The organism is Chitinophaga sp., assembly GCF_035564935.1.
In the GTDB taxonomy this organism is placed as follows: Bacteria; Bacteroidota; Bacteroidia; order Chitinophagales; family Chitinophagaceae; genus Chitinophaga.
Genome location: NZ_DATMTE010001016.1, coordinates 1 through 14500, shown reverse-complemented (window position 1 = coordinate 14500; position 14500 = coordinate 1). Strand labels below are relative to the sequence as shown.

Genomic DNA, 14500 nt, shown 5'->3' with positions numbered 1-14500 from the left:
CTGATTTGATTACTTTGGATTAAAAATGATTTGTGGAGATTTAAGCGAATAATTTCGCCTAAATCTTCCCAAATCATTTTTAATCATTTATAGAATCTCAAAAATCAAATCAGGGTAATCAGTGTAATCAGTTTAATCCTGAGTCAGACAATCTTCGTGCGCATTTTAAGCTGTTTTTAATTTCTTTATTAAATTTAACAAACCCTTATATCGGATTAACAAATTTTAACACAAGCCTAACCCTATCTGGTGTAAGTTTATCGCATCAAACAAAGTGATGCTAAATTTCAAACGGATTATCAGAAGTCGTCCCTTCCTCGTTTCACTGCACATCCTTGGCTGGACGTGCTTTCTGTTTTTCCCTTTTTTTATTTATCGTATCCAGATCCTGCATACAGGTTTCTTTATAAAAGAACTGATTGATAACCTGTTTCTCATTGGTATTTTTTACCTCAATATTTATGTGCTGATACCCCGTTTTTTTAACGGGAAAAAGATTGCTGTTTATCTCAGCAGCATTGTGGTGCTGATTGTTTTTATTACACTGCAGCAGGCGGCCTTAAATTATTATTTCTTCCGGAACTACGCGCACAGGGGACATCCGATGATGACCATACGCATGGATAAAAAATTTAACAATTCAGAAGTAACATCCGACAACTTTCCACCGTTTCACCGTCGTCGTATGATGATGAGGGCGGGTTTTATAGAAGCAGGCAAGGTAACTGCAGCGCCTCCCGGAACACTGGATACCACGGGTGTTGCCATTGCCAGTGCGGTTCCTATGCCTACATTACCCGGGCCGGTAATGCCGCTGATAGATGCGGACGGACCAAGCATCCTGGAGTACCTTTTTTTTCCGGAAGTGTTGAGAAGATCCGGATTTTTTGCATTGCTCATGCTGTTTATGAGCGGGTTTATAAAGATCGCCCTTGAATGGTTTAAAAGCGAAAAACAGCGGGAAGAACTGAAAGTGGAGAAATTAAATGCGGAATTAAAATTTTTAAAGTCGCAGATTAATCCTCACTTCCTTTTTAACTGTCTGAATACTATTTACTCGCTGGCTCATAAACAATCGGCGCAAACAGAACATGCCATTCTGAAGCTGTCAACCATTATGCGCTACATGATCTATGAGTCCAATGAAGCCAGGGTATTGCTTTCGCACGAACTGAAATACCTGCATGATTACATTGAGATACAACGTTTAAGATTGCCAAAGGACATAGAGATCAGTTACCGGCTTACCGGGAATGCTGATGGTGTGCAGATTGAGCCGATGCTGTTGGTGCCTTTTGTGGAAAATGCCTTTAAACACGGGATCAGTTATACAGAGGATTCCTTTATAGATATAGACATTGCTACAACTGAAGATATGATCAGATTAACAGTTAAGAACAGTCACTTTAAAGAACGGGTAGCCGAAAGGGGCGGGGTGGGCCTCGACAACGTATTAAAACGATTGGCGCTGCTTTACGAGCATGAACACGAGATCGATATCACGGAAACCGAAAACCAATTTATTGTTGATCTTAAAATTGTGTTGAAAAAATGATAAAGTGTATTGCTGTGGACGACGAGCCACTGGCGCTGGAAATCATGGAAGATTATATCCGCAAGGTTCCTTTCCTGAGCCTGGCCGGCAAATTCGAAAACGCGGCCACCGCGTTACGCTTCATCCAGGATGAACCGGTAGACCTGGTATTCCTCGATATCAAAATGCCCGACATCACGGGCATCCAGTTCCTCAAATCCCTTAAGTACCCACCCATGGTAGTGTTTACCACCGCTTACGGGGAGTATGCCCTGGATGGCTTTAACCTGGATGTGGTGGATTACCTCCTGAAACCCGTTCCTTTTGAACGTTTCCTGAAGGCTGCCGCCAAAGCCAGCGAAACCTGGTCTGTTTCCCAGCAGAAAAATGTAAGCGCCGGCAATAACGCCATCGCCATGGATGCCTGGGTAAATGACTACATTTTCATAAAAACAGAATATAAGATCATTAAGATCAACCTGGAAGACATTCTTTTCATTGAAGCACTGAAAGACTATACGAAGATTTATACACATAACCTGCCCGTACTTACGCTGCGCAGCCTGAAATCATTTGAAACCCGTTTGCCGGCCGATAAATTCATCCGGGTACACCGGTCGTACCTGGTTTCCCTGAATAAGATAAACTGCGTAGAGAAGAACACCGTGATGATCGCCAACCAGTCCATTCCCATTTCCGATGGGTACCGCGACCGGTTCTATGACGTGATTAACAGAAATTCTTAATATATTTTCCCTTCGGGAGATGTGATTTAAAAGGTGAACAACGCGCTGCAATGCTATAAGCGGGTTGTTTCCTTTTAAATTTCCGCTTATAAAAAACCAAAATCAAAAATCCCAAAATTTTCGGAACTTCGCTACCTTTTAAGACCACCAACCACCATTAATTATTATTCTTTTATCAAAAACCACCAAACATTGGAAAGAATATACTTCGACAATGCAGCTACCACATCGCTGGATCCGGCGGTGTTAGAAGCAATGCTGCCTTTTATGACGGAAAAATTCGGTAACCCTTCCTCCATCTATTCTTACGGACGGGAATCAAGACTGGGTATCGAAAACGCACGTAAATCAGTCGCCAAAACATTAAACGCACACCCGGGAGAGATCTTTTTTACCTCCGGCGGCACAGAAAGCAGTAATACTGCCATTAATGCTGCGGTAAAAGACCTGGGCTGCAAGCACATCATTTCTTCGCCTATTGAGCACCATGCTACCCTGCACACCGTGGAATACCTGCACCACCACGATGGCGTAGCCCTTTCTTTTGTAAATGTATTGCCCAGCGGCCATATTGATATGGACCACCTGCGGGAATTGCTGCAAAATTCGGAAGAGCGTTGCCTGGTAAGCCTCATGCATGCCAACAATGAAATCGGCAACCTGCTGGATATTCATGCCGTTGGGAACCTCTGCAAGGAGTTTGACGCTATTTTCCATTCGGATACGGTACAAACCGTAGGTCACTACCCCTTTGACCTCCGTAATACACCTGTACACTTCATTACCGGCGCCGGGCATAAGTTCCACGGGCCTAAAGGAGTAGGTATCCTGTATATCAATGAAAATGTTAAGATAACGCCTTTCATCCAGGGAGGCAGCCAGGAACGTAACATGCGGGCCGGCACAGAAAACCTGTATGGCATCATCGGTTTTGCAAAAGCCCTGGAACTGGCCACCACTTACCATGAAGAACACAGTGCCCATATTAACGGCCTTCGTATGTACATGGCAGAACAGCTGACGAAGCATATCCCCGATGTAGCTTTCAATGGCGATCTGCATGGCCGTAGCCTTTACACCGTATTGAATGTGGCATTTCCCAAATCCGAGAAAACGGAAATGATCCTGTTCAATATGGATATCAACGGTATCTGCGCTTCCGGCGGCAGTGCGTGTACCTCCGGCGCCAATGCGGGATCACACGTTATTCGCGCCATTAATAGCAATCCTAACCAAATTGCAGTGCGTTTCTCCTTCTCTAAAAACAATACCAAAGAAGAAGTGGACAAAGTAGTGGAGAAGCTCAAGGAATTAATGTAAACGCGGATTTTGTCTTGGAACGCTGATTTTACTGATTTTACTGATTTGCTGGATTTTTTTGATTTTACTGATTTTAAATAAGAAGGGAGATAAAAGCGGATATATTCGCTTTTATCTCCCTTAATCATTTATAAAATCCAAAAAACAAAATCCAGGTAATCAGCAAAATCAGTTTAATCCTGAGTCAGACAAAATCCGCTTAAATCTTCCCAAATCATTTTAAATCCAAAGTAATCAAATCAGGGAAATCAGCGTAATCAGTTTGATCCTGAGTCAGACAAAATCCGCGCATCGCCGAAGGCGATTAGTGCATGAACTCTTTAATGTCCTGCATGATCCTTTTGGCAATGTTATCTGCAGTGGTTTCGTTCTGGCTCTCTGCATATATACGGATAATGGGCTCCGTATTGGAGGTGCGCAGATGTACCCAGTCTTTATCGAACTCAATTTTCAATCCGTCCTCTGAATTTAAAGGCTGGTTTTTATACTTCACCTTGATCTTTTCGAAGATGGTTTTTACATCCACACCTTTATCCAGTTCTATTTTATTTTTGGAGATAAAATAGTCGGGATAGCTGTTGCGTAAGGCTTTGATGCTTTTTTTGCTATGCGCCAGGTGGCTCAGGAAAAGACCGATACCGATCAGGGCGTCGCGACCATAATGCAGGTCGGGAACAATGATACCGCCATTGCCTTCTCCGCCGATCACCGCGTTGGTGTCTTTCATTTTCTTTACCACGTTCACTTCGCCTACTGCGGAAGGGGTGTATTCTCCGCCGTGCTTCAGCGTTACATCTTTCAGCGCCTGTGTAGACGACATATTGGAAACGGTATTCCCTTTTCTTTTGCTTAGCACGTAATCGGCTACTGCCACCAGGGTATATTCTTCGCCAAACATGCTTCCATCTTCACAAACAAAGCAAAGGCGGTCCACATCCGGATCAACGGCGATACCGAGGTCGGCATTGGATTTATTTACTTCATTGGAAAGAGCGGTCAGGTTTTCTGCCAGCGGTTCAGGATTATGGCTGAATTTTCCGTTTACTTCTGCAAACAGCACTTCTACTTCTTCCACACCCAAGGCTTTCAGCAGGGGCGGAACAAATAAAGCGCCGGTAGAATTTACGGCATCCACCACAATTTTGAAGTTGCGTGCTTTAATGGCAGGCACATCCACCAGCGGATAGTTCACTACCAGGTCGATATGTTTCTGGAGGTAAGAATCGTCGGCAGTGTAGGCGCCGAGTTTATTTACGTCTGCGAAGTTAAAGTCTTCCTGTGCTGCTATCTCCAGCAGCTGGGCGCCATCTTCCCCGGAAATAAATTCGCCTTTACTGTTCAGCAGCTTCAGCGCATTCCATTCCTTAGGGTTATGGCTGGCAGTGAGAATAATACCGCCGGCGGCATTTTCCATCGTAACCGCCAGTTCCACGGTAGGAGTGGTAGATAAACCGAGGTCTACTACATCAATCCCAAGCCCGTTCAGGGTGGAAACTACCAGGTTTTTTACCATTTCGCCGGAAATACGGCCATCACGGCCTATTACCACCTTACGGTTGTCTGTTTGCCGGCTGAGCCAGGTGCCGTAGGCAGCGGTGAATTTTACCACATCTAATGGAGAAAGTCCCTCGCCGGGCTTACCGCCTATGGTTCCGCGTATGCCGGATATCGATTTGATCAGTGCCACAAGATTCAATTTTTAAAGGAAGGCAAATATAAAAAAATCCATTCCAGAAATCCTAATTATGAAAAGATGACCGGTTACAAGCCGGTGTTATCCCTATTTTTACATTTTACACATCCACTTTTCACTATATTTGCAGCTACGCTTTTTAAAAAACAGCTATACGTTACATGCAATACTCGTGGAAGAATATACCCCGGTATATTCGTTATGTGTTTGTTCAAACGCTTTACCTCTTCTTGCTAATGGTAATGTTCAGGGCTATATTTTACCTGTTCTTCTTCAAAACCACCATTACAGAGCATGCAGCGATACTCAAAGCCTGGAACCTGGGATTAAGATTTGACCTCCGGTTGGCACTTTACCTCATGATCCCCATATTGCTATTAACGCTGATTACCCGGAATAAATTTTTCACCTCGCGGGCGCTGCGCAATATCAATTTTACTTACTTCTTTCTTATTTACCTGCTGCTTACCCTTCTTTATATTCTCGACCTCGGCCATTACGATTACCTGGGGCAGCGCCTGGACCCTTCTGTATTGAGGTTCCTGGCAAAAGGAGAGCGGGCGGATAACGCCCGGATGGTATGGCAAAGCTACCCGGTAGTAAGAGGCGCCCTGGGGATTTTTGTATTTATGTTCCTGGTATACCGCCTGCAGAAGGCCACCTGGAAGAAATTTGCTGCACAACCGGCCATCCAGCTGCGCAAATGGCCTTTTACCGGTTATGTGATCGGGATGGTATTACTGTTCGCAGCGGGGATCTATGGGAATATTGCTTATTTCCCGCTTCGCTGGAGCCAGGCCATGTTTACCCGCGATAACGGTGTAACCAGCCTGGGACTCAATCCCATCCTGTACTTTGCGTCTAACTTTTCTGTAAAAGGCGACACTTACAACCTGGAGGCTACCAAAAAATATTATCCATACGTGGCTTCCTATCTTAAAGTGGACTCCGCCGATGTGAATAACCTGCAATACGTGCGTACCGTGGCGGGCGATAGCAGCAAGCCCCGCCTCAACGTGGTGCTGGTAATGCTGGAATCTACCGGTGCAGCAGTAACCAGTATGTATGGCAATCCCATGCAGGCTACGCCCAACATGAAACGGCTGGCCGACAGCGGTATCCTGTTCAAAAATTTTTATGTGCCGGCCATCAGTACAGCCAAAACAGTATTTGGCGTGCATACCGGTTTGCCAGATATCACTGCCGTGAAAACGGCCAGCCGTCATCCAAAAATGCTGGACCAGCGCATTGTAATGGACCAGTTCAAAGGATATGATAAATTGTACCTGTTGGGCGGCAATACCAACTGGGCCAATATCCGCGCGGTGTTTACCAACAATGTGGAAGGGATCCGCATTTATGAAGAAGGGATGTATAAATCCGGGAAGGCTGATGTATGGGGGATCTCCGATTATGACCTGATCACCGAAGCGAGTGGTATTTTTAAGGAAGATAATGATAAGAAGCAGCCCTTTGTGGCCTTCCTCCAGCTGGCAGATAATCACCCGCCTTACACTACCACCGGTGGCGCCGGCGATTTTAAAAAGGTGACGGAGAAAGAGCTGGACATGAAAAAGTTTAAACAATCGGGCTTTGTGTCGGTAGACCAGTTCAATGCCCTGAGGTATGAAGATTATAACGTAGGGCATCTTATCGACATGGCGCGTAAAGATGGCTATCTTGATAATACCATTTTTGTATTTTTCGGAGATCATAACTGTGTGCTCAATCCCTACAGCTTTATGCCGCTGCCGGAATATGAGTTGTCTACCGGCGGCGTGCATGTTACCGCGTTCATGTACAGCCCGAAACACCTGGCGCCGCAAACGGTAAACACGCCCGGCAGCCTGCTGGATGTGTATCCTACAGTAGCGAAAATGGTGGGAATGCCTTACAGGAATTATACATTGGGTACAGATCTTTTCGACAGTACCCGGGTGAACGGTAAGTATGTGTTCATGACCTACCTGCGTAATCAGATGCCTTTTTACGCGATGCTGGGCGATCGTTACCTGTATGAAATAAATATGGTCACAAATGCTACAGCATTGTATGATCTGCACGGTGCGCCGCTGAAGAACATCCTTGCAGAGCAGGCGGATACCGCAAAAAGCCTTGATAATTTAACACGTGGCTTTTACGAAAGCACGCGATATTTGATGTTTAATAATAAAAAATAGCTGTTACCTTTTGTTGATAGCTGCACAAAATATGGAAGTAGATAAACTATGGTTTAAAGATTGGTTTAATTCTCCCTATTATCACCTGTTGTACAATAACCGGGATGACAGGGAGGCTGCGGCATTTATCGATAAGTTGCTCACCTACCTGCAGCCCGCACCGGATGCGGAAATGCTGGATGTGGCCTGTGGAAGGGGGCGGCATGCCAAATACCTGGCAGATAAGGGCTACTATGTAACCGGGATCGATCTGTCTATTGAAAGCATTAATGTGGCAAAAAAGCTGGAAAGCGACCACCTGAGCTTTTTTCAGCACGATATGCGTTTACCTTTTTGGGTGAACTATTTTGATGTGGTATTTAACTTTTTTACCAGCTTCGGTTACTTTGAAACGCAGCGCGAAAATGACAACGCTCTTCGCACCCTCGCCAATGCGCTGAAACCGGGAGGTAAACTGGTACTGGACTACCTGAACAGCAACTATGTAGCTACACACCTGGTGAACGATGAAGTAAAGGAAAAAGACAACATCGTATTTGATATCCGCCGGGAACTGAAAGCGCATAAGTTTATGAAGCAGATCAGTGTTCTGGACAAGGAAAAAATGCGCCGCGCTACTTACACCGAAAGTGTGAACGCCTTTACCAGGGCGGAGTTTGAAGCCATGTTTGCCAAACAGGGGCTTGCAATAACTGAAATATTCGGCGACTATCACTTTAACAGCTATGATGAGCAGCGTTCGCCGCGACTGATCATCATCGCCACAAAATCATAGCCATGCTTGAATCGATATTACGCGGGGATCTCCGGCTTTTTTTTCATATTAACGGTCAGTGGTACAATGGGTTCCTGGATGTGGTGCTGCCTTTTCTGCGGGAGCCTTATGTTTGGGCGCCGTTGTACCTGTTCCTGGGGCTGTTTGTAACTATTAACTATGGGTGGAAAGGACTTTTCTGGATACTGTTTTTCCTGCTGTGCTTTGCCGTGGCCGACCAGAGCAGCCTGTACCTGAAAAGCGCCGTTGGGAGAGTGAGGCCCTGCCGTGACCCGCTGGTATCGCACTATGCCAGGGTATTGGTGGTATACTGCCCTATGAGCGGAAGTTTTACTTCCAACCATGCCGCTAATCATTTTGCCCTGGCTACATTTTGTTTCATAACTTTAAAACAGGCATTTCACCGGTACACCTGGTTATTCTTTGCATGGGCCGCTGTTATAGGCTATGCACAGATATATGTAGGCGTGCACTATCCGCTCGATGTAGCAGGTGGTGCGGTACTGGGTATTTTAATCGGGCTGCTGAGCGGTAGTTTTTTTCAACGCCGCATAAGACTGGAGTCTGAACTCGCATCATGAACTGGAATTATCTGATACTGATACTGGCTGCAACCATTGCTGGTGGGATGATACCCATGACAGTAAAACGCATTAATGCCAACTTTTCTATTTACCTGCTTGCATTTACAGGGGCTTTTCTTTTCGGGGTGATCATTATGCACCTCCTGCCCGAAGTGTATGAGGAACTGGGGCACCAGGCGGGTATTTATATTGTGCTGGGATTTTTCCTGCAGGTATTCCTGCAGCAGCTCTCCCATGGAATGGAGCATGGGCATACCCATATGCCGCAGGAACATCATCACCATATTGCGGTAACGCCGTTGTTGCTGGGGCTTTCCATCCATGCTTTCATGGAAGGGTTGCCACTGGGATTTAAATACAGCGATCATTCCGCATTGCCGTCGCTGATGGCGGGAGTGGCGGCCCATAAGATCCCCGAAGCATTAACGCTGATCACCGTGATGATGCATACGCACCGGAAACGTGCGGAGCTTTGGCGGATACTGATCATCTTTGCACTGGTAACGCCGCTGGCAGCAGTGCTGGCAGGTTGGCTGGGCAGCCGTTTCGAAGTGGTGCAGCACTATCTTTTATACGTGGTGGCGCTGGTAGTGGGGGCATTTCTGCATATTTCCACTACTATCTTTTATGAAAGCGGCACAAAACATCATGAACTCAGCAGGAAAAAAATACTGGCAATAGCCATAGGTTTGATCCTGGCATTTCTGACCCTGATATTTGAATAATTTTTTATTTTTAGGCTTTATATATGGAAGTCGTCATTATCCTCATCCTTATTTTATTGAACGGCCTGTTCTCGATGTCGGAGATAGCATTGGTCTCGGCCCGGAAGATCCGATTGGAGAACCAGGCCAATAAAGGGGATGAAAAAGCAAAGGCAGCTTTAAAGCTCGCCAACAATCCGGACACCTTTCTTTCTACCGTGCAAATCGGTATTACCCTGATCGGCATCTTAACGGGTATTTATTCAGGCGAAAACATCAAAACCGATGTGATGGCCTGGCTCAACACCTTTCCGCTCATACAGCCTTACAGCAGTGTGGCGGCCACTGTTCTTATTGTAGTGGTGATCACTTATTTTTCCATGGTATTGGGAGAACTGGTACCTAAACGTATAGGATTGGCCAGGCCCGAGGCCATTGCCAAGTTTATGGCCAAACCCATGCAGGTGCTTTCCTGGCTTACCTTTCCATTCATCTGGCTGTTAACGGTTTCTTCTGCTGCCCTCATAAAATTATTCAACCTCAAATCCGGGGAGCCGCATGTTACGGAGGAAGAGATCAAGGCTATTATTAATGAAGGCACCAGCTCCGGCGCCATTGAGGAAACAGAACAGGAAATTATAGAACGGGTATTTCACCTGGGCGACCGTAACATCACCTCGCTCATGACCTACCGTAATGATATTACCTGGCTGGATATCAACGATGATCCGGCCACCTACCGGCAAAGGATCCTTGAAAGCCTGCACTCGGTATACCCGATATGCGACGGGCAGATAGATACCATCAAAGGACTGATTACTATTAAAGATCTGTATTCATTATCCGGGGATGCCGCCGGGCTCCCGGAAATTATCCGTAAGCCGCTGTTTGTACCTGAAAATAATACCGCTTACCAGGTGTTGGAAAAATTCAAGGAAACACACCTGCATGCCGCTTTTATTGTGGATGAATATGGCACCTTCCTGGGGATGATCACCCTCAATGATATACTGGAAGCCATTGTAGGCGATATGCCGGAAACAGCCGAAAGCGACGATTATGAAATGGTGCTCCGGGAAGACGGTACCTGGCTGGTAGATGCCCAGATACCTTTTTATGATTTCCTGGAGGAATTTGATAAAGAAGACTGGATGACCGAATTTGAGCAGGATTTTGATACGCTGGCAGGTTTCATCCTGCATCACCTGGAACATATTCCGCAAACAGGCGAGAAGTTCTCCTGGAGAGATTTTACTTTTGAAATAGTGGACATGGATGCACATCGTATCGATAAAGTACTGGTTACACCGCCAACACCAACAGAAGAAGAAAAATAGGCTTGCGCCCCTCCCCGGATAAGTAATAACCGCATGCGTAATTACCCGTAATTCGATGAATGGGGTTGTTATTTATTTGGATAAATCTAGCTTTATGCTAATTTTGAGCACTTTTTTACATATACAAATAATTTAATTTAAGATAAAATGGTTGCAATAGGAAGTAAGGCACTGTCCCTGGAAGAAGTGTACAGGGTCCTTTTGGGCGGCGAAGAGCTGACGTTGGAAACAGCCGCTTTGCAGCAGGTGGAAGCTAGTTTTCTGTTCCTTGAAAAGTTTTCTGCAAAGAAACTGATCTATGGTATCAATACCGGTTTTGGCCCGATGGCCCAGTACCGTATCAGCGATGAAGATACTTTCCAGTTGCAGTATAACCTGATCCGCAGTCATAGCTCCGGGGCGGGTAACTGTATGTCGCCCTTGCATACCAAAGCCTTGATGATAGCGCGTTTGAGCAGCTTTATGCAGGCGCATTCCGGTATTCACCCGGAAGTGGTACATCTTTTAAAAGACCTGATCAATAAAAACGTATATCCCTGTGTGTTTGAGCATGGTGGCGTAGGCGCCAGCGGCGACCTGGTACAGCTGGCCCACCTGGCGCTGGTATTGATCGGCGAAGGAGAGGTTTGGTATGAAGATAAATATCAGCCTACGGCAGATGTATTTGCAAAATTGGGACTGAAGCCCATAGGCATTCACGTGAGAGAGGGCCTGGCCATTATTAACGGTACATCGGCCATGACGGGTATCGGGCTGGTAAACCTGATTGAAGCAAAGAAACTGCTGGGATGGTCTGTGGTATTATCTGCCATGATCAATGAAATAGTGGAGGCATTCGACGACCACCTGTCTGCCGAACTGAATGCCGTGAAAAAGCATGAAGGCCAGCAAAAGATTGCGGCTAAAATGAGGGAAATCCTCACCGGCAGTAAAATGGTCCGCCATCGCCCCGATCATCTTTATAAAGAACTGGAAGAAGAGATTTTTAAAGATAAAGTACAGGAGTATTATTCCCTGCGCTGCGTTCCGCAGATCCTGGGCCCCGTTTACGATACCCTTGTACAGGCAGAAAAACTGGTGGTACAGGAGCTGAACTCCGTGAGCGATAATCCTGTAGTGGATCATCACCTGGAAAACGTTTTCCATGGCGGAAATTTCCACGGCGATTATGTTTCCCTGGAGATGGATAAGATCAAGATAGCGATCACCAAATTATCGATGCTGGCAGAGCGACAGCTGAACTACCTGCTGAATGAAAAGTTGAACCACAAGTTCCCTCCGTTCATGAACCTGGGCAAACTTGGCTTCAATTTTGGAATGCAGGGGGTGCAATTTACGGCAACCTCCACCGTGGCGGAAAACCAGACATTGTCGTTCCCCATGTATGTACACAGTATTCCCAACAACAACGATAACCAGGATATTGTGAGCATGGGCACCAACGCCGCTACTATGACCGGCAAAGTAATAGATAATACTTTCCAGGTATTGGCCATACAGGTGATGACAATGTTGCAGGCGGTGGATTATCTGAATTGCCAGGACCGTTTGGCGGGATTCTCCCACAAAGTATACCAGGAAGTGAGGGCGATTTTCCCTAAATTTATTGAGGACAGCCCCCGCTATAAAGATCTTCAGCAGATTAAAGCTTACCTGGTAAAGAATATGCCAATCCAGTTCTGATCAAACAATAGTGGTTAGCCGTCATTCGTAATTCGTAATTTGTAATTCATGAAATGTGCATTAGTAACAGGAGGGTCAAGAGGAATAGGAAGGGCAGTATGTATCAGGATGGCCGAAGCAGGTTATCATGTGCTGATCAATTATAAAGGAAATGAGGCTGCTGCGCTGGAAACGCTGGAAGCTGTGAAGGCAAAAGGCAGTACTGGCGAGCTGATACCGTTTAATGTGGGCGATGCCGCTGAAGTGCAGCAGGTATTGGGCGGCTGGGTGGAAAACAATAAAGAAAAACAGATTGAAGTGCTGGTGAATAATGCCGGCATCCGGGAAGATTCCCTGATGTTCTGGATGAATGAAGGGCAATGGAGCAATGTACTCAATATCAGTTTGAATGGATTTTTTAACGTCACCAAGCAGGTGCTGAATGGCATGCTGCTGAAGCGTTACGGGCGTATCATCAATATGGTGTCGCTGTCAGGTATAAAAGGGTTACCCGGTCAAACCAATTATTCTGCCGCCAAAGCAGGGGTTATTGGGGCTACAAAGGCGCTGGCGCAGGAAGTAGCCAAAAGAGGAGTAACGGTAAATGCCGTTGCACCCGGTTTCATTAAAACAGATATGACGGCTGAGCTCAATGAAAAAGAGCTGGCAGCACAGGTTCCGATGAACCGGTTTGGCACTGCCGAAGAGGTGGCAGATGCTGTTGCCTTCCTGGCATCCAGGTCGGCAGGTTATATTACCGGGGAAATTTTGAACATCAATGGGGGGCTTCATACTTAATAACGTCAGTATACCGGGCTAAAGGCTAACCGCTAAAAGCTAAGAGCTATGAACAGAGTAGTGATCACTGGAATGGGAATCTATTCCTGCATCGGAAAGGATATGCAGGAAGTGAGGGATTCATTGTACCAGGGTAAATCCGGCATTGTGCTGGATCCCGAAAGAAAAGCATTTGGATACCGTTCCGGGTTAACCGGGTATATACAAAGGCCCGAACTCAAAGGGCTGCTGGACCGCCGCGCGAGGCTGATGATGCCCGAGCAGGCGGAATTTGCCTACATGGCCACCCGTGAGGCCCTTGCCCAGGCGGGAATGACGCCTGAATATATCGACTCCACTCCTGTAGGACTTTTATATGGCAACGACAGCTCCGCGAAGCCGGTGGTGGAAGCCAATGATATTATGCGGGCAAAAAAAGATACCATGCTGGTGGGGTCGGGGTCTGTTTTCCAGACCATGAACTCCACGGTAAATATGAACCTGGCCACCATTTTTAAGCTCCGGGGCGTGAACTTCACCGTAAGCGCCGCCTGCGCCAGTGGTTCGCATGCCATCGGGCTTGGACATATGTTTATCAGGAACGGGATGCAGGACGCCGTGATCTGCGGCGGCGCCCAGGAAGTGAATGTATACGGGATGGGAAACTTTGATGCCATTGCCGCATTTTCTGTAAGAGAAGATGATCCTACCCGTGCTTCAAGGCCTTTTGACCGCGACCGCGACGGGCTGGTGCCCAGTGGCGGCGCCGCTACCGTGATTCTGGAAAGCCTGGAATCCGCACAGCGCAGGGGCGCCACCATTTTGGGAGAAGTGCTGGGATACGGCTTTTCGTCCAATGGCGCACATATTTCCAATCCAACTGTAGACGGCCCTGTAAGATCCCTGCAGATAGCCCTGCAGGATGCCGGTTTACAACCGGGCGACATAGAATATATCAATGCACACGCTACCTCCACCGCCGCCGGTGATGCCAGCGAGGCCAAAGCGATTCACGAAGTGTTTGGCGGCTCCAGGCCCTATGTAAGCTCCACTAAATCAATGACCGGCCATGAATGCTGGATGGCCGGCGCCAGCGAAATCGTATACTCCATGCTCATGATGCAGCACGGTTTTATAGCCCCGAATATCAACCTGGATAACCCCGACGAGGATGCCGCCAGGTTAAAT

At 46.7% G+C, this 14500-nt stretch carries 12 protein-coding genes; 11 read left to right on the top strand and 1 reads right to left on the bottom strand.

What is annotated here, in order from left to right; translation table 11 throughout:
- The first annotated feature begins 277 nt into the window (after positions 1-277).
- From VN105_RS26415 to VN105_RS26405, 3 genes are all read left to right on the top strand, one after another.
- On the top strand, positions 278-1555 hold the full coding sequence (locus VN105_RS26415) for a sensor histidine kinase (protein WP_325645893.1): 1278 nt from the start codon (positions 278-280) through the stop codon (positions 1553-1555).
- A complete protein-coding gene (locus VN105_RS26410; protein ID WP_325645891.1) occupies positions 1552-2280 on the top strand; it encodes a response regulator transcription factor in 729 nt (242 codons plus the stop codon). Before VN105_RS26415 ends, VN105_RS26410 begins: the two co-directional genes overlap by 4 nt.
- A 192-nt stretch (positions 2281-2472) precedes the next feature.
- A complete protein-coding gene (locus VN105_RS26405) occupies positions 2473-3600 on the top strand; it encodes a cysteine desulfurase family protein (RefSeq protein ID WP_325645889.1) in 1128 nt (375 codons plus the stop codon).
- A gap of 304 nt (positions 3601-3904) precedes the next feature.
- Here VN105_RS26405 and glmM read toward each other — a convergent pair whose 3' ends face one another.
- On the bottom strand, positions 3905-5287 hold the full coding sequence (gene glmM / locus VN105_RS26400) for a phosphoglucosamine mutase (RefSeq protein ID WP_325645887.1): 1383 nt from the start codon (positions 5285-5287) through the stop codon (positions 3905-3907).
- A 167-nt stretch (positions 5288-5454) separates the two neighbouring features.
- Here glmM and VN105_RS26395 point away from each other — a divergent pair, with 167 nt between their 5' ends.
- From VN105_RS26395 to VN105_RS26360, 8 genes are all read left to right on the top strand, one after another.
- Positions 5455-7473: an LTA synthase family protein gene (locus VN105_RS26395; protein ID WP_325645885.1), complete on the top strand. Its 2019-nt coding sequence runs from the start codon at positions 5455-5457 to the stop codon at positions 7471-7473.
- Between the two features lie 31 nt (positions 7474-7504).
- Positions 7505-8248, top strand: a complete 744-nt coding sequence (locus tag VN105_RS26390; protein WP_325645883.1) for a class I SAM-dependent methyltransferase — start codon at positions 7505-7507, stop codon at positions 8246-8248.
- Positions 8249-8250: 2 nt separating this feature from the next.
- Positions 8251-8829, top strand: a complete 579-nt coding sequence (locus VN105_RS26385) for a phosphatase PAP2 family protein (RefSeq protein WP_325645882.1) — start codon at positions 8251-8253, stop codon at positions 8827-8829.
- Positions 8826-9557 carry a ZIP family metal transporter gene (locus VN105_RS26380; protein WP_325645880.1) on the top strand — a complete coding sequence of 244 codons (732 nt, stop codon included), beginning with the start codon at positions 8826-8828 and terminating at the stop codon, positions 9555-9557. The genes VN105_RS26385 and VN105_RS26380 overlap by 4 nt, the downstream gene beginning before the upstream one ends.
- Positions 9558-9580: 23 nt before the next feature.
- Positions 9581-10873 carry a hemolysin family protein gene (locus VN105_RS26375; protein WP_325645878.1) on the top strand — a complete coding sequence of 431 codons (1293 nt, stop codon included), beginning with the start codon at positions 9581-9583 and terminating at the stop codon, positions 10871-10873.
- A gap of 147 nt (positions 10874-11020) precedes the next feature.
- Positions 11021-12556 (top strand): aromatic amino acid ammonia-lyase, encoded by a 1536-nt coding sequence (locus VN105_RS26370; RefSeq protein WP_325645876.1) that lies wholly within the window; start codon positions 11021-11023, stop codon positions 12554-12556.
- Between the two features lie 48 nt (positions 12557-12604).
- Positions 12605-13333, top strand: coding sequence for a 3-oxoacyl-ACP reductase FabG (gene fabG, locus VN105_RS26365; protein ID WP_325645874.1), 729 nt, complete (start codon positions 12605-12607; stop codon positions 13331-13333).
- Positions 13334-13381: 48 nt separating this feature from the next.
- On the top strand, positions 13382-14500 hold a 1119-nt coding region (locus tag VN105_RS26360), incomplete at its 3' end, for a beta-ketoacyl-[acyl-carrier-protein] synthase family protein (protein ID WP_325645872.1).

Excerpts from the sequence above, each read along its gene's own strand:
- VN105_RS26415 (WP_325645893.1), top strand. The coding sequence starts at position 278 with ATGCTAAATTTCAAACGGATTATCAGAAGTCGTCCCTTCCTCGTTTCA.
- VN105_RS26410 (WP_325645891.1), top strand. The coding sequence starts at position 1,552 with ATGATAAAGTGTATTGCTGTGGACGACGAGCCACTGGCGCTGGAAATC.
- VN105_RS26395 (WP_325645885.1), top strand. The coding sequence starts at position 5,455 with ATGCAATACTCGTGGAAGAATATACCCCGGTATATTCGTTATGTGTTT.
- VN105_RS26390 (WP_325645883.1), top strand. The coding sequence starts at position 7,505 with ATGGAAGTAGATAAACTATGGTTTAAAGATTGGTTTAATTCTCCCTAT.
- VN105_RS26385 (WP_325645882.1), top strand. The coding sequence starts at position 8,251 with ATGCTTGAATCGATATTACGCGGGGATCTCCGGCTTTTTTTTCATATT.
- VN105_RS26380 (WP_325645880.1), top strand. The coding sequence starts at position 8,826 with ATGAACTGGAATTATCTGATACTGATACTGGCTGCAACCATTGCTGGT.
- VN105_RS26375 (WP_325645878.1), top strand. The coding sequence starts at position 9,581 with ATGGAAGTCGTCATTATCCTCATCCTTATTTTATTGAACGGCCTGTTC.
- VN105_RS26370 (WP_325645876.1), top strand. The coding sequence starts at position 11,021 with ATGGTTGCAATAGGAAGTAAGGCACTGTCCCTGGAAGAAGTGTACAGG.
- fabG (WP_325645874.1), top strand. The coding sequence starts at position 12,605 with ATGAAATGTGCATTAGTAACAGGAGGGTCAAGAGGAATAGGAAGGGCA.